The 20,255-nt window shown below is 36.2% G+C and carries 31 protein-coding genes; 2 read left to right on the forward strand and 29 right to left on the reverse strand.

The features are described from left to right. Positions 1-64 precede the first annotated feature (64 nt). The 29 genes from rpsK to rpsL form a co-directional block, all read right to left on the reverse strand. On the reverse strand, positions 65-448 hold the full coding sequence (rpsK, locus tag NCE97_RS09420; protein ID WP_353778835.1) for a 30S ribosomal protein S11: 384 nt from the start codon (positions 446-448) through the stop codon (positions 65-67). A gap of 105 nt (positions 449-553) precedes the next feature. Then, a complete protein-coding gene (rpsM, locus tag NCE97_RS09425) occupies positions 554-928 on the reverse strand; it encodes a 30S ribosomal protein S13 (protein ID WP_353778836.1) in 375 nt (124 codons plus the stop codon). 2 nt (positions 929-930) lie between these two features. Beyond that, positions 931-1,047, reverse strand: coding sequence for a type B 50S ribosomal protein L36 (gene ykgO, locus NCE97_RS09430; protein ID WP_008269159.1), 117 nt, complete (start codon positions 1,045-1,047; stop codon positions 931-933). Between the two features lie 4 nt (positions 1,048-1,051). Further along, positions 1,052-1,267 (reverse strand): translation initiation factor IF-1, encoded by a 216-nt coding sequence (infA, locus tag NCE97_RS09435; RefSeq protein WP_353778837.1) that lies wholly within the window; start codon positions 1,265-1,267, stop codon positions 1,052-1,054. Between the two features lie 9 nt (positions 1,268-1,276). After that, positions 1,277-2,641 carry a preprotein translocase subunit SecY gene (gene secY, locus NCE97_RS09440; protein ID WP_353778839.1) on the reverse strand — a complete coding sequence of 455 codons (1,365 nt, stop codon included), beginning with the start codon at positions 2,639-2,641 and terminating at the stop codon, positions 1,277-1,279. 13 nt (positions 2,642-2,654) lie between these two features. Next, positions 2,655-3,107, reverse strand: coding sequence for a 50S ribosomal protein L15 (gene rplO / locus NCE97_RS09445; RefSeq protein ID WP_353778841.1), 453 nt, complete (start codon positions 3,105-3,107; stop codon positions 2,655-2,657). A 14-nt stretch (positions 3,108-3,121) separates the two neighbouring features. Continuing rightward, positions 3,122-3,304 carry a 50S ribosomal protein L30 gene (gene rpmD / locus NCE97_RS09450; RefSeq protein ID WP_353778842.1) on the reverse strand — a complete coding sequence of 61 codons (183 nt, stop codon included), beginning with the start codon at positions 3,302-3,304 and terminating at the stop codon, positions 3,122-3,124. A gap of 11 nt (positions 3,305-3,315) precedes the next feature. Beyond that, complete coding sequence (gene rpsE / locus NCE97_RS09455) at positions 3,316-3,840, reverse strand: 30S ribosomal protein S5 (RefSeq protein ID WP_353778843.1); 525 nt, start codon at positions 3,838-3,840, stop codon at positions 3,316-3,318. A 6-nt stretch (positions 3,841-3,846) separates the two neighbouring features. Then, entirely contained in the window at positions 3,847-4,203 is a 357-nt protein-coding gene (gene rplR, locus NCE97_RS09460; protein ID WP_353778844.1) for a 50S ribosomal protein L18, read from the reverse strand. Between the two features lie 10 nt (positions 4,204-4,213). Then, a complete protein-coding gene (rplF, locus tag NCE97_RS09465) occupies positions 4,214-4,756 on the reverse strand; it encodes a 50S ribosomal protein L6 (protein ID WP_353778846.1) in 543 nt (180 codons plus the stop codon). 12 nt (positions 4,757-4,768) lie between these two features. Continuing rightward, a complete protein-coding gene (gene rpsH, locus NCE97_RS09470; protein ID WP_353778847.1) occupies positions 4,769-5,167 on the reverse strand; it encodes a 30S ribosomal protein S8 in 399 nt (132 codons plus the stop codon). Positions 5,168-5,236: 69 nt separating this feature from the next. Then, positions 5,237-5,506: a 30S ribosomal protein S14 gene (rpsN, locus tag NCE97_RS09475; RefSeq protein ID WP_353778849.1), complete on the reverse strand. Its 270-nt coding sequence runs from the start codon at positions 5,504-5,506 to the stop codon at positions 5,237-5,239. Positions 5,507-5,509: 3 nt separating this feature from the next. Further along, a complete protein-coding gene (gene rplE, locus NCE97_RS09480) occupies positions 5,510-6,061 on the reverse strand; it encodes a 50S ribosomal protein L5 (protein WP_353778850.1) in 552 nt (183 codons plus the stop codon). Positions 6,062-6,063: 2 nt separating this feature from the next. Then, the gene (gene rplX / locus NCE97_RS09485) at positions 6,064-6,372 is read right to left on the reverse strand and encodes a 50S ribosomal protein L24 (RefSeq protein WP_353778851.1); all 309 of its coding nucleotides are present in this window, start codon (positions 6,370-6,372) and stop codon (positions 6,064-6,066) included. Between the two features lie 12 nt (positions 6,373-6,384). Next, positions 6,385-6,753 carry a 50S ribosomal protein L14 gene (rplN, locus tag NCE97_RS09490; protein ID WP_353778852.1) on the reverse strand — a complete coding sequence of 123 codons (369 nt, stop codon included), beginning with the start codon at positions 6,751-6,753 and terminating at the stop codon, positions 6,385-6,387. Positions 6,754-6,755: 2 nt separating this feature from the next. Continuing rightward, positions 6,756-7,013 carry a 30S ribosomal protein S17 gene (gene rpsQ / locus NCE97_RS09495; protein WP_353778853.1) on the reverse strand — a complete coding sequence of 86 codons (258 nt, stop codon included), beginning with the start codon at positions 7,011-7,013 and terminating at the stop codon, positions 6,756-6,758. A gap of 14 nt (positions 7,014-7,027) precedes the next feature. Beyond that, positions 7,028-7,216: a 50S ribosomal protein L29 gene (gene rpmC / locus NCE97_RS09500; protein WP_353778854.1), complete on the reverse strand. Its 189-nt coding sequence runs from the start codon at positions 7,214-7,216 to the stop codon at positions 7,028-7,030. Between the two features lie 11 nt (positions 7,217-7,227). Next, positions 7,228-7,647, reverse strand: coding sequence for a 50S ribosomal protein L16 (rplP, locus tag NCE97_RS09505; RefSeq protein ID WP_353778855.1), 420 nt, complete (start codon positions 7,645-7,647; stop codon positions 7,228-7,230). A 19-nt stretch (positions 7,648-7,666) separates the two neighbouring features. After that, positions 7,667-8,377: a 30S ribosomal protein S3 gene (gene rpsC, locus NCE97_RS09510; RefSeq protein WP_353778856.1), complete on the reverse strand. Its 711-nt coding sequence runs from the start codon at positions 8,375-8,377 to the stop codon at positions 7,667-7,669. Between the two features lie 9 nt (positions 8,378-8,386). Then, positions 8,387-8,794: a 50S ribosomal protein L22 gene (gene rplV / locus NCE97_RS09515; RefSeq protein ID WP_353778857.1), complete on the reverse strand. Its 408-nt coding sequence runs from the start codon at positions 8,792-8,794 to the stop codon at positions 8,387-8,389. Between the two features lie 5 nt (positions 8,795-8,799). Further along, positions 8,800-9,078 carry a 30S ribosomal protein S19 gene (rpsS, locus tag NCE97_RS09520; RefSeq protein WP_299188096.1) on the reverse strand — a complete coding sequence of 93 codons (279 nt, stop codon included), beginning with the start codon at positions 9,076-9,078 and terminating at the stop codon, positions 8,800-8,802. Between the two features lie 10 nt (positions 9,079-9,088). Further along, positions 9,089-9,916, reverse strand: coding sequence for a 50S ribosomal protein L2 (rplB, locus tag NCE97_RS09525; RefSeq protein ID WP_353778859.1), 828 nt, complete (start codon positions 9,914-9,916; stop codon positions 9,089-9,091). A 10-nt stretch (positions 9,917-9,926) separates the two neighbouring features. Next, entirely contained in the window at positions 9,927-10,217 is a 291-nt protein-coding gene (gene rplW, locus NCE97_RS09530; RefSeq protein ID WP_353778860.1) for a 50S ribosomal protein L23, read from the reverse strand. Between the two features lie 8 nt (positions 10,218-10,225). Next, positions 10,226-10,855, reverse strand: a complete 630-nt coding sequence (gene rplD, locus NCE97_RS09535; protein ID WP_353778861.1) for a 50S ribosomal protein L4 — start codon at positions 10,853-10,855, stop codon at positions 10,226-10,228. Beyond that, complete coding sequence (gene rplC / locus NCE97_RS09540; RefSeq protein ID WP_353778862.1) at positions 10,855-11,472, reverse strand: 50S ribosomal protein L3; 618 nt, start codon at positions 11,470-11,472, stop codon at positions 10,855-10,857. The genes rplD and rplC overlap by 1 nt, the downstream gene beginning before the upstream one ends. A 224-nt stretch (positions 11,473-11,696) precedes the next feature. Then, positions 11,697-12,002 (reverse strand): 30S ribosomal protein S10, encoded by a 306-nt coding sequence (gene rpsJ, locus NCE97_RS09545; protein WP_007650482.1) that lies wholly within the window; start codon positions 12,000-12,002, stop codon positions 11,697-11,699. Between the two features lie 11 nt (positions 12,003-12,013). Beyond that, positions 12,014-14,140 (reverse strand): elongation factor G, encoded by a 2,127-nt coding sequence (gene fusA, locus NCE97_RS09550; protein ID WP_353778864.1) that lies wholly within the window; start codon positions 14,138-14,140, stop codon positions 12,014-12,016. A gap of 6 nt (positions 14,141-14,146) precedes the next feature. After that, positions 14,147-14,623, reverse strand: coding sequence for a 30S ribosomal protein S7 (gene rpsG / locus NCE97_RS09555; RefSeq protein ID WP_353778865.1), 477 nt, complete (start codon positions 14,621-14,623; stop codon positions 14,147-14,149). Positions 14,624-14,646: 23 nt separating this feature from the next. Further along, entirely contained in the window at positions 14,647-15,021 is a 375-nt protein-coding gene (gene rpsL, locus NCE97_RS09560; RefSeq protein WP_007094992.1) for a 30S ribosomal protein S12, read from the reverse strand. 257 nt (positions 15,022-15,278) lie between these two features. Between rpsL and NCE97_RS09565 the strand changes: the two genes are divergently transcribed. Together NCE97_RS09565 and NCE97_RS09570 are read left to right on the forward strand one after the other, a co-directional pair. Further along, the gene (locus NCE97_RS09565; protein ID WP_353778866.1) at positions 15,279-16,889 is read left to right on the forward strand and encodes a BamA/TamA family outer membrane protein; all 1,611 of its coding nucleotides are present in this window, start codon (positions 15,279-15,281) and stop codon (positions 16,887-16,889) included. Positions 16,890-17,019: 130 nt separating this feature from the next. Beyond that, positions 17,020-20,244 carry a SusC/RagA family TonB-linked outer membrane protein gene (locus tag NCE97_RS09570; protein WP_353778867.1) on the forward strand — a complete coding sequence of 1,075 codons (3,225 nt, stop codon included), beginning with the start codon at positions 17,020-17,022 and terminating at the stop codon, positions 20,242-20,244. Positions 20,245-20,255 lie beyond the last annotated feature (11 nt).

The following is a 20,255-nucleotide window of genomic DNA, read 5'->3' on the forward strand; positions in this document are numbered from 1 at the left end:
AGTTTTGCAAATATAGTAAGAATCTGATAAACAGTAAGACTTTGTTCTGTCTTAGTTTTTCTGATTATACTCTTCTACGTTTTGGAGGTCTACATCCATTGTGTGGTAATGGAGTTACATCCACGATTTCTGTTACTTCAATTCCAGAATTGTGAATTGAACGAATTGCAGATTCTCTTCCGTTACCAGGACCTTTTACAAATACTTTTACCTTCTTTAATCCTGCTTCTTTTGCAGCTTCTGAAGCATCTTCAGCAGCTAACTGTGCAGCATAAGGTGTATTTTTTTTAGAACCTCTGAATCCCATTTTACCAGCAGATGACCAAGAGATTACGTCACCTTTCTTGTTTGTTAATGAGATAATGATGTTATTGAATGAAGCAGCAATATGAGCTTCTCCAATAGCATCAACAATCACTTTACGTTTTTTTGTACTTGACTTTGCCATATGTTATAGTTTCTAGTTGTTAGCTTTTAGTTGTTAGAATCCTAAACATTTCTATTTCAAGCAGATTCATCTAACTACTAAGTACTAATGACTAATGTCTAATTATTATTTAGTTGCTTTCTTTTTGTTAGCAACAGTTTTACGTCTTCCTTTTCTTGTTCTAGAGTTATTCTTAGTACGTTGACCTCTTAGAGGTAAACCAGCTCTATGACGAATTCCTCTGTAACATCCAATATCCATTAATCGCTTAATGTTCAATTGCGTTTCAGAACGTAATTCACCTTCGATAGTAAAGGTACCTACAGCCTCACGAATCTTACCGATTTCATCGTCTGTCCAGTCCGATACTTTTGTACTTTCATCAACTTTAGCTGTAGCTAAAATTTCTTTTGCTCTACTTCTACCTATTCCATAGATATAAGTTAAAGAGATAACTCCTCTTTTTTGTTTTGGTATGTCTACACCTGCAATTCTTGCCATAATTACCCTTGTCTTTGTTTGAATCTAGGATTCTTTTTGTTAATTACGTAAAGTCTACCTTTTCTACGAACCAATTTACAGTCCGCACTTCTTTTTTTAACTGATGCTCTTACTTTCATCGTATTAGTATCTATAAGTTATACGAGCCTTAGTTAGATCGTAAGGACTCATTTCTAATTTTACTTTATCTCCTGGTAACAACTTAATGTAGTGCATACGCATCTTACCAGAAATGTGAGCAGTCACAATATGACCGTTTTCTAATTCTACACGGAACATTGCATTAGATAATGCTTCGCTTATCGTTCCGTCTTGTTCTATTGCTGCTTGTTTTGCCATAGTATAATATTAAGCTACTGCCTTTCTGTTTTTACCTGTTTTCATCAAGCCATCATAGTGTCTATTCAACAAGTATGAATTTACTTGTTGCATCGTGTCTATTGCAACTCCTACCATAATCAACAAAGAAGTTCCACCGAAAAATAGTGCCCAACCTTGTTGTACGTTCATTAGCTTCACAATAATTGCAGGGAACACTGCGATCAATGCTAAAAATAATGAACCTGGGAATGTTATCTGAGACATGATCTTATCTAGATATTCTGAAGTTTCTGTTCCAGGTCTAATACCAGGAATAAATCCTCCACTTCTCTTAAGATCGTCTGCCATCTTATTTGTAGGTACTGTAATTGCCGTATAGAAGTACGTAAATACTATGATTAATAATGCAAATACAACATTGTACCACAATCCGAAAATATCTGAGAACTCTGTTTGCATCCATCTACCAACTCCAGTGTCCTTCAACATGTCTGTTCCTCCAATTAAGCTTGGTACAAACATAATTGCCTGAGCAAAGATGATTGGCATTACTCCTGAAGCGTTAAGCTTCAATGGTAAAAACTGTCTAGATCCAAATACGTTCTTTTCGTATCCTCCAGAAGCCGTTCTACGTGCATACTGGACAGCAATCTTTCTAACAGCCATTACTAACATAACAGATGCTAAAATGATAACAAACCAAATTACTAGTTCTATAAGGATCATCATGAAACCTCCATTACCTGCTCCACCTAATCTAGAAATTGCATTCTGTACAAATGATTGTGGTAATGTAGCGATGATACCTACCATAATTAACAATGAAATACCATTACCAATTCCTTTGTCTGTAATCTTTTCACCTAACCACATTGCGAAAATACATCCTGTAACTAGTATGATTACTGAAGAAAACATAAAGATGTTTTCTGAGAAACCTGGTAATAATAATCCGCCTAAGGAAGGTTGTCCTGCTAAAGAAGGGATACTAACCAAATAACCTGGTGCTTGTACCAAACAAATTGCTATGGTTAACCAACGTGTTATCTGAGTGATTTTCTTACGTCCACTTTCTCCTTCTTTTTGTAGTTTTTGCAGGTAAGGTATAGCAATACCCATTAACTGTACTACAATAGAAGCAGAGATATAAGGCATGATACCAAGTGCAAATACAGATGCATTTGCAAATGCTCCACCTGTAAAGGCGTTCAGTAATCCTAAGATACCTCCTTCTGTACTACCAGCTAAAGCATCTAGTTTACCAATATCTATCCCAGGTAATACAACTTGTGCTCCAAAACGATACACAAGTAATAATCCTAGAGTAAGAATGATACGATCCTTAAGCTCTGTAATCTTCCAAACGTTTTTTAATGTTTCTATTAATTTCATTGTTTATGGGGTCTTATAAAGTTACTGCTTCTCCTCCTGCAGCTTCGATAGCAGCTTTTGCTGAAGCAGTAAATTTATGAGCAGATACTTTTAATTTTGCTTTTAACTCTCCACGACCTAAGATTTTAACAAGCTCATTCTTCCCTGCCAATCTTAAATCCACGATTGTATCAAAATCTAAAGTGTCTTTTATTTTCTTATCATCAACCAATTGCTGAATAGTGTCTAGGTTTACACCTTGATATTCTACACGGTTAATGTTCTTAAATCCAAACTTAGGAACACGTCTTTGTAACGGCATCTGTCCACCTTCGAAACCAAGCTTCTTAGAATACCCTGAACGTGACTTAGCTCCTTTGTGACCACGTGTTGCAGTACCACCTTTTCCAGAACCTTGTCCACGACCAACGCGCTTCCCTTTATTTTTCACTGAACCTTCTGCAGGTTTTAAATTACTTAAATCCATTGTTTAGTAAATATTTATTTTGTCTCCTCTACAGAAACTAAATGTGAAACTTTATTAACCATCCCAAGGATATTTGGTGTGGCATCATGCTCTACAACCTGACCAATTTTTCTTAAACCTAAAGCTTCTAATGTTAACTTTTGGTTCTTTGGACGATTGATTGCGCTTCTTACTTTTGTTACTTTAATCTTTGCCATCTTATCCTAGATTATCCGTTAAATACTTTTTCTATAGAAATTCCTCTTTCTCTCGCGATAGCATTTGCATCTCTTAGTTGTAATAAAGCATCAAAAGTTGCTTTTACAACATTGTGAGGGTTAGAAGAACCTTGAGATTTTGATAATACATCGTGTACACCAACTGCTTCAAGTACTGTTCTTACAGCTCCACCAGCAATAACTCCGGTACCAGGTGCAGCAGGAATAATATTTACTCTTGCTCCTCCGTACTTACCTTTTTGTTCGTGAGGTAATGTTCCTTTTGTAATTGGAATACGTACTAAGTTCTTTTTAGCATCTTCTACAGCTTTAGCGATAGCAGTTGCAACGTCTTTAGATTTTCCTAAACCGTGTCCTACAACTCCATTCTCATCACCAACAACTACGATAGCTGAAAATCCGAACGCTCTACCACCTTTAGTTACTTTAGTAACACGCTGTACACCAACAAGACGATCTTTTAACTCTAATCCTCCTGGTTTTACTAATTCTGCGTTTTTATATTTCTGATACATAATGTCTTAAAATTTTAATCCAGCTTCTCTTGCGCCGTCAGCTAATGATTTTACTCTACCATGATATAAGTAACCACCTCTATCAAAAGAAATAGTTTCTACACCTGCTTTAACTGCTTTTTCTCCTACTGATTTTCCTACTAATGCAGCAATTTCAGTTTTAGTTCCTTTTGAAGAACTTATGTCTTTATCTCTTGAAGATGCAGCAGCAATAGTCTTACCTGTAACATCATCAACGATTTGAGCATAAATTTCTTTATTGCTTCTAAAAACAGATAGACGTGGTCTAGCTTCAGTTCCTGAAACAACCTTGCGGATTCTGTTTTTTATTCTTTGTCTTCTTTCGTTCTTTGTTAATGCCATAACTTAACTATTAAGCTGATTTACCTGCTTTTCTTCTAATTTGCTCACCAACAAACTTGACTCCTTTTCCTTTGTAAGGCTCTGGCTTACGGAATGAACGAATCTTAGCTGCTACTTGACCAACTAATTGCTTATCGTGAGACGTTAATTTAACGATCGGATTTTTACCTTTTTCAGAAATTGTCTCTACTTTAATTTCTGGTGCAAGGCTCATAACGATATTATGAGAGAATCCTAATGCTAAATCTAATTTATTTCCTTGGTTTGAAGCTCTGTATCCAACACCTACTAATTCTAATTCTTTAGTAAATCCTTTTGAAACTCCTTCAACCATATTAGCAATCAATGCTCTGTAAAGACCATGTTTTGCTTTGTGTTCTTTCTTTTCAGATATGCGACTCAATGTTACAGTCCCATCTTCTATCTTTAATTCTACTCCTGAAATATCTTGAGTTAACTCACCTAGTTTACCTTTAACAGTAACTACGTTATCGTTAACTTCTACTGTTACGCCTTCAGGAATTGTTATCGGGCTATTACCTATTCTTGACATTTCTATTCCTTTTTAATACACGTAACACAATACTTCACCACCTACATTTTCTCTTGTAGCTTGTTTCCCTGTCATTACTCCATGAGAGGTAGAAACAATAGCAACACCAAGACCATTAAGTACTCTTGGCATTTCTTTGGCACCAGCATATTTACGTAAACCTGGTTTACTTACTCTTTGAATTTTCTTGATGACAGATTCTTTAGTGCTTGTATTGTACTTAAGAGCAATCTTAATAGTACCTTGAGCTGAAGAATCGTCAAACTTGTAACTTAAAATATATCCTTGATCGAATAATATTTTAGTCATCTCCTTTTTAACTTTAGAAGCAGGAATCTCAACCACTCTGTGGCCAGCCATCGCTGCGTTTCTAATTCTAGTCAAAAAATCCGCAATTGGATCTGTGTACATAACTAATTGATTTGTGATTTTGGTTTTCGGGTTGGTACCGAACCTTAAATCTGATTATTTAAAATAATATTACCAACTTGCTTTTTTAACTCCAGGAATCAACCCTTTGTTAGCCATTTCTCTGAACGTTACACGTGAGATACCAAATTGTCTCATATAACCTTTTGGTCTTCCCGTTAACTTACAACGGTTGTGCATACGAATCGGTGAAGCGTTTTTTGGCAACTTCTGTAATGCTTCGTAATCTCCAGCTTCTTTTAAAGCTTTACGCTTTGCAGCATACTTAGCAACAGTTTTTGCTCTTTTTACCTCACGGGCTTTCATTGATTCTTTAGCCATATCTTAATTCTTTTTAAAAGGTAAACCTAATTCTGATAATAATGATTTTGCTTCTTTATCAGTTTCTGCAGACGTTACAAACGTAATGTCCATACCAGAAATCTTATTGATCTTGTCAATATCAATCTCTGGGAAAATGATTTGTTCAGTAACTCCTAAATTATAGTTACCTCTTCCGTCAAAACCAGTAGCTTTAATTCCACTAAAATCTCTTACTCGTGGTAATGCAGAAGTAACTAATCTGTCTAAGAACTCATACATTTGCTCACCTCTTAATGTTACTTTGGCACCGATTGGCATTCCTTTACGTAACTTAAATGATGCAACGTCTTTCTTAGAGATTGTCGCTATTGCTTTTTGACCTGAGATCTTAGTTAACTCTTCCACAGCGTGGTCGATTAACTTCTTATCTGCAACTGCAGCACCAACACCTTTAGAGATTACTATCTTCTCTAACTTTGGCACTTGCATTACATTTTTGTATCCAAACTCTTCTGTAAGAGCAGACATTACTCTGTCTTTATACTCTTGTTTTAATCTTGGTGTGTAAGCCATAACTAAATTACTTCATTAGATTTTTTAGAAAATCTTACTTTTTTATCACCTTCCATTCTGTATCCTACTCTTGTAGTTTCTCCGTTTGCCATTAAAGACAAATTAGAAATGTGAATAGAAGCTTCTTTCTCTACAATACCACCTTGAGGATTTTGTGCACTTGGCTTAGTGTGTTTCTTTACCAAGTTGATTCCTTCTACGATGGCTCTATTCTTATCTCTTAATACTTTAAGTACTTTACCTTCTGATCCTTTGTGATCTCCAGCAATTACTTTTACTGTATCTCCTGATTTTATTTTAAGCTTTGTCATCTTAATAATGTATTAAAGCACTTCAGGTGCTAATGATACAATTTTCATGAATTGTTTATCACGAAGCTCTCTCGCTACTGGTCCAAATACACGTGTTCCTCTCATCTCACCTTGTGGGTTTAATAAGACACATGCATTGTCGTCGAATCTGATGTAAGATCCATCTGGACGTCTTACTTCTTTTACAGTACGAACAACAACTGCTGTTGATACGGCACCTTTTTTAATGTTTCCATTAGGTGTAGCATCTTTTACAGTTACTACGATTTTGTCTCCAACTGAAGCGTATCGCTTTTTTGTTCCACCTAGTACACGGATAGTTAATACCTCTTTTGCACCAGTGTTATCAGCTACTTTTAATCTTGATTCTTGTTGTACCATAATTACTTCGCTCTTTCAATTATTTCTACTAATCTCCAACACTTAGACTTACTCATAGGACGTGTTTCCATGATCCTTACAGTATCGCCTTCGTTGCAGTCGTTTTGCTCGTCGTGTGCTACGTACTTCTTCGTCTTTAATACGAATTTTCCATACATAGGATGCTTTACTTTCTTAACTTCAGAAACAACAATAGATTTCTGCATTTTGTTACTCGTAACAACACCTATACGTTCTTTTCTTAAATTTCTTTTTTCCATCTTTAGCAGAATGATTATTGTTCTCTTTTAGTTAATTCAGTAGCCAATCTTGCAACTGTTCTTCTTACAGAACGAAGTTGAATTGGATTGTCTAAAGGAGAAATCGCATGAGCCATTTTTAGGTCAGCGTAACTCTGTTTCATATCACTAAGTTTTTCTTGTAACTCAGCTGTAGATAATTCTTTGATTTCTTGTTGCTTCATAATTCTTTCTATTAAGCTTCGTAATCTCTAGCTATAACAAACTTAGTTTTTACTGGAAGTTTTTGGGCTGCCAAACGTAATGCTTCTTTTGCAACGTCCATTGGCACTCCTGCTACTTCAAATAAAATTCTACCTGGTTTAACAACAGCAGCCCAATATTCTACACCACCTTTACCTTTACCCATACGTACTTCCAAAGGCTTTTTTGTAATTGGCTTGTCTGGAAATATTTTGATCCAAAGTTGCCCTTCCCTTTTCATGTAACGTGTAGCGGCAATACGTGCTGCTTCTATTTGACGCGATGTTAAGAAATTAGAGTCTAATGATTTTATACCAAACATACCGTTAGAAAGTTGGTGACCTCTTCCAGAGTTACCCTTCATTCTACCTTTCTGTTGTTTGCGAAATTTTGTTCTTTTCGGCTGTAACATGTTCTTTTACTTTAAAAAATTACTTTCTACGACGTTGTTTGTTATTACCACGTCCACCTTTTCCTTTTTGTTTAGATAAACCAACTAAAGGAGAAAGTTCTCTTTTACCATATACTTCGCCTTTCATGATCCATACTTTAACACCTAATCTACCGTAAGTAGTGTGTGCTTCAACTAAAGCATAGTCAATATCAGCTCTAAATGTTGATAAAGGAATACGTCCTTCTTTGTAGTGCTCGCTACGTGCCATTTCAGCACCGTTTAAACGTCCACTAATTTGAATTTTGATTCCTTCAGCATTCATACGCATTGCTGCAGCGATAGCCATTTTAATTGCACGTCTGTATGAAATTCGGCTTTCAATCTGACGAGCAATACTTGCTCCAACTAATTGCGCATCTAGTTCAGGTCTTTTAATCTCAAAGATGTTTAACTGAACTTCTTTACCTGTAATTTTCTTAAGCTCTTCTTTTAACTTGTCTACTTCTTGTCCTCCTTTACCAATAATGATACCTGGACGAGCAGTAGTAATTGTAACGGTTACAAGTTTAAGCGTACGCTCAATAATTACTCTAGAAACACTAGCTTTAGATAAACGTGCATGGATATACTTTCTGATCTTATCATCTTCAGCAAGCTTATCTCCATAATCGTTACCACCATACCAGTTGGATTCCCATCCTCTGATAATACCTAAACGATTTCCGATTGGATTTGTCTTTTGTCCCATACTTCTATCTTAGCTTTGTGTGTTATTTAATGAATCTACCACAATAGTTACGTGATTAGATCTTTTTCTAATTCTGTGTGCACGACCTTGAGGAGCTGGACGTAATCTCTTTAACATTGATCCTCCATCTACTCTGATCTCTTTTACAAACAAATCTGCCTCTTCGATATCTGCATCTTCGTTTTTAGCTTGCCAGTTTGCAATTGCAGACAATAACAATTTCTCTAAACGACGTGATGCTTCTTTTGGGCTAAATCTTAATATTTGTAATGCCTTCTCAGCCTTCTCACCTCTTACTAAATCCGCTACTAAGCGCATCTTTCTTGGTGACGTTGGGCAGTTGTTTAGCTTAGCAAAAGCAACTTGCTTCTTCTCAGCTTTAATAGCGTCTGCCATTTGTTTTTTACGACTTCCCATTGCTCTTATTTTTTACCTTTATTTTTTGCACCTGCGTGACCTCTAAAAGAACGCGTTGGTGAAAATTCTCCTAATTTATGACCTACCATATTCTCTGTAATGTATACAGGAACAAACTGACGACCATTATGTACTGCTATTGTTTGTCCAACAAAATCTGGAGAAATCATAGAAGCTCTAGACCATGTTTTGATAACAGTCTTTTTATTAGCTTCTACATTAGCAGCTACTTTTCTTTCTAATTTATAATGGATATAAGGTCCTTTTTTTAATGAACGTGCCATATTATCTCAATTATTTCTTTCTGCGTTCTATAATATACTTGTTGCTCGCTTTAGTTTTAGAACGAGTTCTATAACCTTTAGCAGGAATACCTTTTCTAGATCTTGGGTGACCTCCAGACGAACGTCCTTCACCACCACCCATTGGGTGATCTACTGGGTTCATACGTACAGCGTTTGTTCTTGGTCTTCTACCTAACCATCTGCTACGACCAGCTTTACCTGAAACGATAAGCTGATGATCAGAGTTAGATACTACACCAATAGTAGCCATACAGTTGGCTAGAATCATTCTAGTCTCACCAGAAGGTAATTTTACTGTAGCAAACTTTCCATCTCTTGCCATTAACTGAGCAAAAGCACCTGCACTACGTGCTAATACAGCACCTTGTTTTGGGTGTAACTCTATACAAGAAATAATAGTACCAAGAGGAATCTGACTCAATGGCATTGCGTTACCAATTTCTGGAGCGATTCCACTTTCACCTGACACAACATTTTGCCCAACCTTTAAACCGTTTTGAGCAATAATGTAACGCTTCTCACCATCTTGATAATTCAAAAGAGCGATAAACGCAGTTCTGTTTGGATCGTATTCTATTGACTTAACTTCTGCTGGGACTCCAGTTTTGTTACGTTTAAAATCAATGATACGATACTTCTTCTTATGACCACCACCTAAGTAGCGCATGGTCATTTTTCCTTGACTGTTTCTACCACCAGACCTTTTTTTCGGCTCGAGCAAGCTCTTCTCCGGCTTATCAGTAGTGATGGCGTCAAATCCATTAACTACTCTAAAACGCTGGGCTGATGTGATCGGTTTTAACTTTCTTACTGACATTGTTGTCTAATTACATGTTAGCATATAAATCTATAGTCTCACCTTCCGCCAGTTGTACAATTGCTTTTTTAATAGCATTTGTTTTACCATGTTGAATACCTGTTTTTGTGTAACGGGTTCTTCTATCTGGACGGACGTTTATTGTGCGAACTTTTTCAACAGAAACGCCATAAGCAGATTCAACTGCTTTTTTGATTTCTACCTTGTTCGCCTTTGTATTTACCTGAAAGCTGTAGCAGTTTCTCAACTCGCTATCCATAGTTGCTTTTTCAGTAATAATAGGTTTAATTAAGATACTCATGACCTTTCTTATTTACTTAAATTCGTTTCAATTCCTTCTAATGCGCTTTCTAAAACTACAACTGTGTTAGCATTCATAATTTTATAAGTGCTTAATTCTGAGTTAGTTACAACTTCAGAGCCTTTCAAATTGCGCGACGACAAATATACATTATTATTCGACGCACCCAACACAAACAATGATTTTTTGTCTTGTATATCAAGGGCTTTAAGAACTTCAGTGAAGTTTTTTGTCTTTGGTGTATCAAAGTTGAAGTCTTCTAAAACTACAATTGACTTCTCATTTGCTTTAATAGATAAAGCCGATTTACGAGCCAAACGCTTAACGTTTTTGTTCAACTTGAAACCATAGTTTCTTGGTCTTGGACCAAACATACGTCCACCACCTTTGAACACACCAGACTTGATACTACCTGCTCTTGCGGTACCAGTACCTTTTTGCTTTTTGATCTTACGAGTACTTCCCGTAATCTCTCCACGCTCTTTAGCCTTGTGAGTTCCTTGTCTTTGATTAGCCAAGTACTGCTTTACATCTAAGTAAACAGCATGATTGTTTGGCTCTATAGCAAACACATCGTTAGAAAGCTCAGCTTTTCTACCAGTGTCCTTTCCGTTTATATCTAAAACTGCTACTTTCATTATTTCTCAATAATTACATAAGAGTTTTTGTGACCAGGTACTGCACCTTTTACAACAAGCAAGTTCTTTTCTGGAACTACTTTATAAACTCTTAAATTTTGAACTTTAACTTTTTCGCCTCCCATACGACCTGCCATTTTCATTCCTTTGAAAACTCTTGCAGGGTAAGATGCTGCACCAATAGAACCAGGTGCTCTAAGACGGTTGTGTTGTCCATGTGTAGCTTGACCAACACCACCAAATCCGTGACGTTTTACTACCCCTTGGAAACCTTTACCTTTAGATGTTCCTGAAACATCTACGAACTCTCCTTCTACAAAGTGCTCTACTGTAATTGCATCTCCTAGTTTGTACTCTTCTTCGAATCCTTGGAATTCAACAACTTTGCGTTTTACAGAAGTACCTGCTTTTTTAGCATGACCCATTTGAGCCTTAGTAGCACTTTTTTCTGTCGCGTCATCGAAACCAAGTTGAAGCGCGTTATACCCATCAACCTCTTCGGTTCTGACTTGGGTAACGATACATGGACCTGCTTCAATGACAGTACAAGGGATATTCTTCCCGTTCTCGTCGAAGATGCTGGTCATACCGATTTTTTTTCCAATTAACCCAGACATTTGATTTTAGATTTTAGACTTTAGAAATAAGATTTTAGATTTTTCTAATACTCTTTATTTCCTCTATCTTGTTATTAATTAATTTACTTATTTAAAAAATTTCAGGGACAAAATACGTTTCGTCCCTGAAATGTATTTTTACCGTTTTTCCTTCGCCCGCAGCTCAGGACATGTCACTTCGACTCCGCTCAGTGACCAAATCACCAAGCCTAATCTGTTTTCACTTACACCTTAATCTCTACTTCAACACCGCTTGGTAATTCAAGCTTCATTAAAGCGTCAATTGTTTTTGAAGAAGAACTATAGATATCCAATAGTCTTTTGTAAGAACTTAATTGGAACTGCTCTCTAGACTTCTTGTTTACGTGTGGTGAACGTAACACAGTGAAAATCTTCTTGTGTGTTGGTAATGGAATTGGACCAGTTACAACAGCACCTGTACTTTTTACTGTTTTTACAATCTTATCAGCAGACTTGTCTACTAAGTTGTGATCGTATGATTTTAATTTTATTCTGATTTTTTGACTCATTTCCTTAAGATTTAAGCTTCAACTCCTTTAGCAGCTTTGATTACCTCTTCTGAGATATTAGCTGGTGTTTCAGCATAGTGTGAAAATTCCATAGTTGATGTTGCTCTACCAGAAGATAGTGTACGTAACGCAGTTACATAACCAAACATTTCTGATAACGGCACATTAGCCTTAACAACTTTAGAACCTGCTCTATCGCTCATGTCATTTACCTGACCACGACGACGGTTAAGGTCTCCTACAATATCTCCCATGTTTTCTTCAGGAGTAAGTACTTCTAATTTCATGATTGGCTCCATGATTACAGCTTTTGCAGCTTTTGCAGCAGATTTAAATCCTAGCTTAGCAGCCAATTCGAATGATAATTGATCGGAATCAACATCGTGATAAGAACCATCAGTTAAAGTCACTTTCATAGCATCTACTTCGTAACCTGCTAAAGGTCCGTTTTGCATAGCCATTTTGAATCCTTTTTCTACTGAAGGAATAAATTCTTTTGGAATGTTACCACCTTTGATTTCAGAAACAAACTCAAGACCTTGCTTACCTTCTTCAGCTGGCTCTAGTGTAAATACGATATCTGCGAATTTACCACGACCACCAGACTGCTTCTTGTAAACTTCTCTGTGTTCAGCGCGCATTGTTACTGCTTCTTTGTACTCAACTTGAGGTTGACCTTGGTTTACTTCAACCTTAAACTCACGTTTAAGACGATCAACAATAATATCTAAGTGAAGCTCACCCATTCCAGAAATAATAGTCTGTCCTGAAGCTTCATCTGTTCTTACTGTAAATGTTGGATCTTCTTCAGCCAATTTACCTAAAGCCATACCTAGTTTATCAACATCTGCTTTAGTTTTTGGCTCAACAGCGATACCAATTACTGGATCTGGGAAGTCCATAGATTCTAACACTATTGGGTTCTTCTCATCAGATAATGTATCTCCAGTCTTAATATCTTTAAATCCTACTGCAGCTCCAATATCTCCTGCTTCTATATATTCAATTGCATTTTGCTTGTTAGAGTGCATTTGGTAGATACGTGAGATACGCTCTTTTTTACCTGAACGATTGTTCAATACGTAAGAACCAGCATCTAAACGACCAGAATAAGCTCTAAAGAATGCTAAACGTCCTACAAAAGGATCTGTAGCAATCTTGAATGCTAAAGCAGCAAATGGTTCTTTAACATCTGGCTTACGAGATGTTTCTTCATCTGTATCTGGATTCGTTCCTACAATCGCATCTTTATCAGTTGGCGAAGGTAAGTAACGACAAACAGCGTCTAATAAAAATTGAACTCCTTTGTTCTTGAATGCTGAACCACATACCATAGGAATGATAGACATATCCATAACAGCAGCTCTTAATGCAGCATGAATTTCATCTTCAGTAATAGAGTTCTCATCTTCGAAGAACTTCTCCATTAGGTTTTCATCGTATTCTGCAACAGCTTCAATTAAAGCAGCTCTATACTCTGTTACTTCGTCTTGCATTTCTGCAGGAATGTCAATAACATCGAATGTAGACCCGAAGTTATCTTCGTGCCATACGATAGCTCTGTTCTTAACTAAATCTACAATACCTTTGAAATCTGCTTCTTCTCCAATTGGAAGAACGATTGGTACTGCGTTAGAACCTAGCATATCTTTTACTTGTTGACATACTGCCAAGAAGTTAGACCCTTGACGGTCCATTTTGTTTACAAAGCCCATACGTGGTACTTTGTAGTTATCTGCTAATCTCCAGTTAGTCTCAGACTGAGGCTCAACACCATCTACAGCAGAGAATAAGAATACTAAACCGTCTAATACACGAAGAGAACGGTTTACTTCTACTGTAAAGTCAACGTGACCTGGAGTATCTATAATATTAAAGTGGTATCCTTTGGCATCAGCAGTTGGTTTTCCTTGCTCTGTTGGGAACTGCCATGTACAAGTTGTCGCAGCAGAAGTAATTGTAATACCTCTTTCTTGCTCTTGCTCCATCCAGTCCATAGTAGCAGCACCATCATGTACCTCACCTATTTTGTGTGATACACCTGTGTAAAATAAGATACGCTCGGTAGTCGTTGTTTTTCCAGCGTCAATGTGCGCTGCAATACCTATATTTCTAGTATATTTTAAATCTCTTCCCATTGTTTATTAAAATCTAAAGTGTGAGAATGCTTTGTTTGCTTCTGCCATTTTGTGAGTATCCACACGCTTTTTAACTGCAGCACCTTCTTCTTTTGCAGCAGCTAGAATTTCTGCAGCTAATTTTTGAGCCATAGATTTCTCATTTCTTTTACGAGCGTAACCTATTAACCATTTCATTGCTGTAGAAACTTTTCTATCTGGACGAATTTGCATTGGAATTTGGAATGTAGCTCCACCAACACGACGGCTTCTTACTTCTACGTGAGGCATTACATTAGATAATGCATCTTTCCATAATTCTAAAGCTGTTTTTTCGTCGTCAGTTTTCTTTTCGTCTACAATATCAATTGCATCGTAGAATACTTTAAACGCCACAGACTTTTTACCATCCCACATCATGTTGTTCACGAAACGTGTTACCAACTGATCGTTAAATCTTGGATCTGGTAAAAGCGGTCTTTTTTTCGCTTGTCTTTTTCTCATGTCTTCTTCTTAAAGTTTTTTAATTACTTCTTAGGGCGTTTTGCACCATACTTAGATCTACGTTGTGTACGTCCTTCAACACCAGCTGTGTCTAAAGCACCACGTACAATGTGATATCTAACTCCTGGTAAATCTTTTACCCTTCCACCTCTAACTAATACTATCGAGTGCTCCTGGAGGTTGTGTCCTTCACCTGGGATGTATGCGTTAACTTCGTTACCGTTCGTTAACCTTACCCTTGCAACTTTACGCATTGCAGAGTTTGGCTTCTTAGGTGTTGTAGTATAAACACGCGTACAAACTCCACGTCTTTGAGGACAAGAATCCAAAGCAGCCGATTTACTCTTCTTAGTTATTTTGGCTCTTCCTTTTCTTACTAATTGTGAAATTGTTGGCATATATTTACTATATAAAATTTAAAAACCCCTCTTCTAAGGGGCTGCAAAGGTAGAAATTATATCGAATAATTCAAACCTTACATTGGTTATTTTTGAAACATTATTTTTTTATTCGTTGCAATACATATTTTAAGCGATTTTTTTGCGTTAGATTTGAACCACAATCTCAGTCTGAATATATCTTGAAACAATACTGTTTTTTTCTATTTTTTCTATCCTGCTTTTTACCATTCAACTTGAATGGTCAAAATTTATATTTGAAAGCTGTTGGAAACGATTCTACTGAGACTAAAATCATAGACTCTTTAGGGTACAAAACTACGTTTAAAGATTTTTCTTCTTTAAATATTGAAACAGATTCTTTAAAAACCAGATTACAAAACCTTGGCTATCTAGCTACCAATCTTACCAATCTGTCTAGAGTAAATGATTCTCTTTATAAAGTAACGTACAATCTTAATAAGCGTTACAATCTGGTTAGGGTTTCTTATGATATAGATATTGACAAAAAGTTATTAGAAGCTTTGGCGAAAAATGTTGAAGATGATTATTTTGAAGTTGATATTAACAATCTAGAACGCGTACTAACGATACTCAATAAACAAATTTCGGAAGAAGGTGATCCTTTTTCAACATTGAGACTTACTAATATAATACATGATAATGGGAACTTAACAGCCGATCTTCAAATTACCAAAAAGGATATTTCAAGATCTATTGACTCCATAATTATTAAGGGTTATGAAAAATTCCCAAAATCCTTCATTAAACGTTATTTAAAGATTCGTACCAATCAGCCTTTCAACTTATATAGTATTAAGGAAAAAACTGCGGCTTTAGATAACTTGAGATTTTCTCGTCAAATTAGAGAACCTGAAGTTCTATTTACAAAAGATTCTACCATTATATATATATATGTAGAAAAAGTGAAAAGTAATAGCTTTGATGGTTTTCTAGGTTTTGGCACCAATGAAGACACCAATAAGCTCGAGTTTGATGGTTACCTAAATCTCATCCTTAATAACAATCTGAACTTTGGGGAATCATTTAGACTATTATATAAGAGTGATGAAAATGATCAGCGCACTTTTGATGTTAAAGCTAACCTTCCTTATTTATTTGGTTCGCCACTGGATGTTGAACTAGGTCTTAACATCTTTAGAAAAGACTCCACTTTTTCTAATGTTAGTCAAACTGCTAATATTGCTTACAATATAGATCCAAGGAATAGATTGGGTCTTGGCATTTTTGCAACTACTTCGAGTAACCTTCTAGATAATGGCACATCTACTTTAGATGATTATACTTCAAATTTTTATTTAGCGAACTATACACACACGAGATTACAGAACTATGATGCTTTATTTCCTGTGAATTTTTTGTTCGATATCTCAGCGGGGTTTGGCAAGCGAACTTTTGAATCTGTTGATGAAGCACAAACCAGGTTCACTTTAAATACCTATAAAATATTCAACCTTAATCAGAGAAATAGTATATACGCACGGATAAATGGTGCTTATTTAGATTCTGAAAATTACCTCGAAAATGAACTATTTCGATTTGGAGGTATCAACTCCATAAGAGGTTTTGAGGAAAACAGTCTTACCGCAAATCTATTTGCCGTGCTAAATACAGAATATCGTTATAGATTAAATAGTAGCATCTATGTACATTCTGTAATTGATGCATCGTATAGTGAAAACAATATTGCCAATACGAAATCTAAGCTGTTTGGATTTGGGTTTGGATTTGGATTACTTTCAAAAGCAGGCTTATTTAAATTTAACTACACTTCTGCAAAAACGGAAAACCAAAAATTTAGACTTTCCGATTCTAAAGTACATATAAGCTTAACTGCTCAATTTTAGGGAAAAAGACGTCAAAAACTGTTAAATGTTAATTTAACTTTAACGATATGTTAGTTTTTTTTAAAATTAAAGTTGGTTATTTAACTTTTTATTATGACTTTTGATAATACCTAACTTAAATTTATTCAATATGAAAACAAAGTTTAGTAAATTACTAACACTTCTGTTAGTGTTTATTGTACAATTTGCTTTTGCCCAAGAAATGACAATTACTGGTGCAGTCACAGATGAAGGTGGCCTGCCTCTGCCAGGAGTTAACATTATTGTCAAAGGCACTACAAACGGAACCCAAACAGATTTTGACGGTAACTATACTATTAATGCGAACGCAGGAGATGTATTAGTTTTCTCTTATGTTGGCTTGAAGTTGCAGGAAATTACCATTGGAAGCAATTCCACAATCAATGTGACCATGGTAGAAGATGCAGCTCAATTGGAAGAAGTGGTTGTAACGGCCCAAGGTATTAAAAGGGAAAAGAAAGCGTTAGGTTATGCTGTATCTACCCTTAAGTCTGAGGCTGTTGAAAGCAGACCTGAGCCAGACTTAGCCAGAGTACTTTCTGGAAAAGTGGCTGGTGTTAATGTAACTGGTACTGGTGGTTTAGCTGGTAGTGGTACTAACATTATCATTAGGGGTCCAGTTTCAATTACACAAAACAACCAACCTTTATTTGTGGTTAACGGTGTACCTTTTAATTCATCTACAAATGCAGAAAGTAATGTTACAACTGGTAACGGTTCTGTATCTGCTTCGAGTAGATTTGTGGATCTCGACCCTAATAACATTGAAAGTATTAGTGTCTTAAAAGGTTTAAGTGCAACAGCACTATATGGTGAACAAGGTCGTAACGGTGTAATTTTAATTACTACTAAAGCAGGTAGTACTGCTGCTGTTGACAAAGGCTTCGAGATTTCTGTAAACCAATCAGTGTTCTTCAGTGAAATTTCGAATTTACCTGATTACCAAAATACTTACGGACAAGGTGGTGACAATAGTGTTAATGTCGGATTCGTAGGAACTTGGGGAGGACGTTTTGATGGAAACTTCATCGTAAGACACCATTATAATGTACCTCGTTTAGCAGCTTCATTCCCTGAATTCCAAGGAGTGAATGTAAACTATGCACCTTTCGTGGATAATGTAAAGAACTTCTTTGATACTGGAGTTGGTTATTCTACTTCGATTAACGCAGCTAAGAGTACTGAGAATGTTTCATATAACATAAACTTTGGTCGTACTAACGAAGACGGATTCGTTCCTGGAAACAGTTTCGATCGTTTAAACTTTGGTCTTGGTGGTAACATTAAGCTAAGTAATAAGTTTAGCGTTGCAGGATCTTTCAACTATGTTAACAGTGGATTTATTACGCCACCTGTTTCTGCAAATAACGGTACAGGAAACTTTTCAATCTTTACTAGAACACTATTTGTTCCTAGAAACTTAGACTTAAACGGATTACCGTTCCAAGATCCTATTACAGGAGCTAGTGTATACTATAGAACAGACCAAGAAAACCCTTTATGGTTAGTAGCTAACTCTCAGGAGTCTATTGACGTAAATCGTTTTTACAATTCTATTAGTACTACTTACGATATAACAGATACTTACTCGTTAACTTATAGATTAGGATATGACAACTACACTGAAAGACAACAGTTCTATATGAATAGAGGTGGTGTAAGCAGTGTTGTAGCTACAGCTGGTTTCTTAAAAACTACATCTGGTACAAATACTATTTGGGATCACAGTATCTTGTTCAATATTAATGGACAGGCAATTACTGATAAGATTTCTTTAAATGGAACTATTGGTGTTAACTCTAACTCTGAGACGTATGAGAAGTTTGGTATTTTCAGTCAAAACCAATTAGTATTTGGTTTAATTGATCACAACAACTTCGTATCTCAAAGTAACGTAGATCCATTTGGTAGTGAGCTAGACTTTAAACAAACAGTAAATAGAGCTGGTGTTTTTGGTCAGTTAGAATTTGGTTACGACAACTACTTATTCTTAACGTTAGCTGGTCGTAATGACTGGACATCAACAGTAGAAGAAGAAAACAGATCATTATTTTATCCAAGTGCTTCTGTGTCCTTTATCCCAACATCTGCGATAGAAGGATTGAAGTCGGATGCTCTTAACTATCTTAAATTCCGTTTCGGATATGGATCATCAGCTGGTTTCCCACCTGCTTATAGTACTAGACCTGTGTTTAGTTTAACTACTGCGGCGTTGACAACTGGTGGAGGTACTGCTATCAATACAATATCTCCAGACCCTAATGCTCCTAACCCAGACTTGAAGCCAGAGCTTCACAGAGAATTTGAGGCAGGGGTTGAAAGCCGCCTATGGAAAAACCGTATCAATTTAGAGGTGAGTGTATACAAGCGTTTCTCAGAAGACCAAATTGTATCTGTAAACTTACCTAGTTCTACTGGTTCTAGAACTTCTGTTGCTAACTTAGGAGAGTTAGAAACACAAGGTATAGAAATCGATTTTGGAATTTCTCCTTTTAAAGGAACTGAAAGTAAATTCCAATGGGATTCTAACTGGAACTTCTCAGCTTATGAAAATGAAGTAATAAAAACTGATGGTAGTGGTGGTGAATTGTTCATCGCAGGTTTCTCTAACTTAGGTAACTATGCTATTGAAGGACAACCTTTAGGTGTAATTAGAGGTAGTTATGCTGTTACAGATGCTAACGGAAACTATTTAATCAACCCTACTACAGGTAATATTATAGATAGCCAAGCAATTGGATTGGATGATGAAGTTATTGGAGATCCAAATCCAGATTGGAAAATGACTTCGATTAACACGTTTAGCTTTGGTAACTTGAGCTTATCTGCTCAAGTAGAATATACTCATGGTGGTGATATTTCTTCAAACACAATAGATAACTTATTGAGAAGAGGTGTTACCAGAGATACAGAAAATAGAGAAGGTACTCTTGTAATTCCTGGTTTCTTAGCTGACCCTTCAACTGGAACACCTCTTGTTGATGGATCTGGAAATCAAATTCCAAACAACATTCAGCTTGGTACTAATGAGGTATACTTCCTTAACTTCTTAGACCCAGCAGGTCAAGCTATTTATGATGCTTCTGTTGTTCGTTTGAGAGAGATTGCTTTAACTTATACTTTACCAAGAAAGTTCTTAGAGAAAACACCTTTTGGTTCGCTTTCTTTCACAGCTTTCGGAAACAACCTTTGGTATTGGGCTCCAAATGTGCCTAAGTACACAAATTTTGATCCTGAAGTTATTAGTACAGGTGTTGGAAATGGTCAAGGTTTAGAATTCCAAACTGCACCTACGGCCAAGAGATTTAGTTTCAGTGTTAAAGCAACATTTTAAAAAAAAAGATT

Origin of the sequence: Winogradskyella sp. 3972H.M.0a.05 (assembly GCF_040493455.1) — a bacterium.
Taxonomy (GTDB): Bacteria; Bacteroidota; Bacteroidia; order Flavobacteriales; family Flavobacteriaceae; genus Microcosmobacter.

What these genes read in the sequence shown, in the direction of transcription:
- rpsK (WP_353778835.1), bottom strand. Translation starts at nt 448, where the DNA reads ATGGCAAAGTCAAGTACAAAAAAACGTAAAGTGATTGTTGATGCTATT.
- rpsM (WP_353778836.1), bottom strand. Translation starts at nt 928, where the DNA reads ATGGCAAGAATTGCAGGTGTAGACATACCAAAACAAAAAAGAGGAGTT.
- ykgO (WP_008269159.1), bottom strand. Translation starts at nt 1,047, where the DNA reads ATGAAAGTAAGAGCATCAGTTAAAAAAAGAAGTGCGGACTGTAAATTG.
- infA (WP_353778837.1), bottom strand. Translation starts at nt 1,267, where the DNA reads ATGGCAAAACAAGCAGCAATAGAACAAGACGGAACGATAAGCGAAGCA.
- secY (WP_353778839.1), bottom strand. Translation starts at nt 2,641, where the DNA reads ATGAAATTAATAGAAACATTAAAAAACGTTTGGAAGATTACAGAGCTT.
- rplO (WP_353778841.1), bottom strand. Translation starts at nt 3,107, where the DNA reads ATGGATTTAAGTAATTTAAAACCTGCAGAAGGTTCAGTGAAAAATAAA.
- rpmD (WP_353778842.1), bottom strand. Translation starts at nt 3,304, where the DNA reads ATGGCAAAGATTAAAGTAACAAAAGTAAGAAGCGCAATCAATCGTCCA.
- rpsE (WP_353778843.1), bottom strand. Translation starts at nt 3,840, where the DNA reads ATGTATCAGAAATATAAAAACGCAGAATTAGTAAAACCAGGAGGATTA.
- rplR (WP_353778844.1), bottom strand. Translation starts at nt 4,203, where the DNA reads ATGGCATTAACAAAGAACGAAAGAAGACAAAGAATAAAAAACAGAATC.
- rplF (WP_353778846.1), bottom strand. Translation starts at nt 4,756, where the DNA reads ATGTCAAGAATAGGTAATAGCCCGATAACAATTCCTGAAGGCGTAACA.
- rpsH (WP_353778847.1), bottom strand. Translation starts at nt 5,167, where the DNA reads ATGTACACAGATCCAATTGCGGATTTTTTGACTAGAATTAGAAACGCA.
- rpsN (WP_353778849.1), bottom strand. Translation starts at nt 5,506, where the DNA reads ATGGCTAAAGAATCAATGAAAGCCCGTGAGGTAAAAAGAGCAAAAACT.
- rplE (WP_353778850.1), bottom strand. Translation starts at nt 6,061, where the DNA reads ATGGCTTACACACCAAGATTAAAACAAGAGTATAAAGACAGAGTAATG.
- rplX (WP_353778851.1), bottom strand. Translation starts at nt 6,372, where the DNA reads ATGACAAAGCTTAAAATAAAATCAGGAGATACAGTAAAAGTAATTGCT.
- rplN (WP_353778852.1), bottom strand. Translation starts at nt 6,753, where the DNA reads ATGGTACAACAAGAATCAAGATTAAAAGTAGCTGATAACACTGGTGCA.
- rpsQ (WP_353778853.1), bottom strand. Translation starts at nt 7,013, where the DNA reads ATGGAAAAAAGAAATTTAAGAAAAGAACGTATAGGTGTTGTTACGAGT.
- rpmC (WP_353778854.1), bottom strand. Translation starts at nt 7,216, where the DNA reads ATGAAGCAACAAGAAATCAAAGAATTATCTACAGCTGAGTTACAAGAA.
- rplP (WP_353778855.1), bottom strand. Translation starts at nt 7,647, where the DNA reads ATGTTACAGCCGAAAAGAACAAAATTTCGCAAACAACAGAAAGGTAGA.
- rpsC (WP_353778856.1), bottom strand. Translation starts at nt 8,377, where the DNA reads ATGGGACAAAAGACAAATCCAATCGGAAATCGTTTAGGTATTATCAGA.
- rplV (WP_353778857.1), bottom strand. Translation starts at nt 8,794, where the DNA reads ATGGGAAGTCGTAAAAAACAAATGGCAGACGCTATTAAAGCTGAGAAG.
- rpsS (WP_299188096.1), bottom strand. Translation starts at nt 9,078, where the DNA reads ATGGCACGTTCATTAAAAAAAGGACCTTATATCCATTATAAATTAGAA.
- rplB (WP_353778859.1), bottom strand. Translation starts at nt 9,916, where the DNA reads ATGTCAGTAAGAAAGTTAAAACCGATCACATCAGCCCAGCGTTTTAGA.
- rplW (WP_353778860.1), bottom strand. Translation starts at nt 10,217, where the DNA reads ATGAGTATCTTAATTAAACCTATTATTACTGAAAAAGCAACTATGGAT.
- rplD (WP_353778861.1), bottom strand. Translation starts at nt 10,855, where the DNA reads ATGAAAGTAGCAGTTTTAGATATAAACGGAAAGGACACTGGTAGAAAA.
- rplC (WP_353778862.1), bottom strand. Translation starts at nt 11,472, where the DNA reads ATGTCTGGGTTAATTGGAAAAAAAATCGGTATGACCAGCATCTTCGAC.
- rpsJ (WP_007650482.1), bottom strand. Translation starts at nt 12,002, where the DNA reads ATGAGTCAAAAAATCAGAATAAAATTAAAATCATACGATCACAACTTA.
- fusA (WP_353778864.1), bottom strand. Translation starts at nt 14,140, where the DNA reads ATGGGAAGAGATTTAAAATATACTAGAAATATAGGTATTGCAGCGCAC.
- rpsG (WP_353778865.1), bottom strand. Translation starts at nt 14,623, where the DNA reads ATGAGAAAAAGACAAGCGAAAAAAAGACCGCTTTTACCAGATCCAAGA.
- rpsL (WP_007094992.1), bottom strand. Translation starts at nt 15,021, where the DNA reads ATGCCAACAATTTCACAATTAGTAAGAAAAGGAAGAGCCAAAATAACT.
- NCE97_RS09570 (WP_353778867.1), top strand. Translation starts at nt 17,020, where the DNA reads ATGAAAACAAAGTTTAGTAAATTACTAACACTTCTGTTAGTGTTTATT.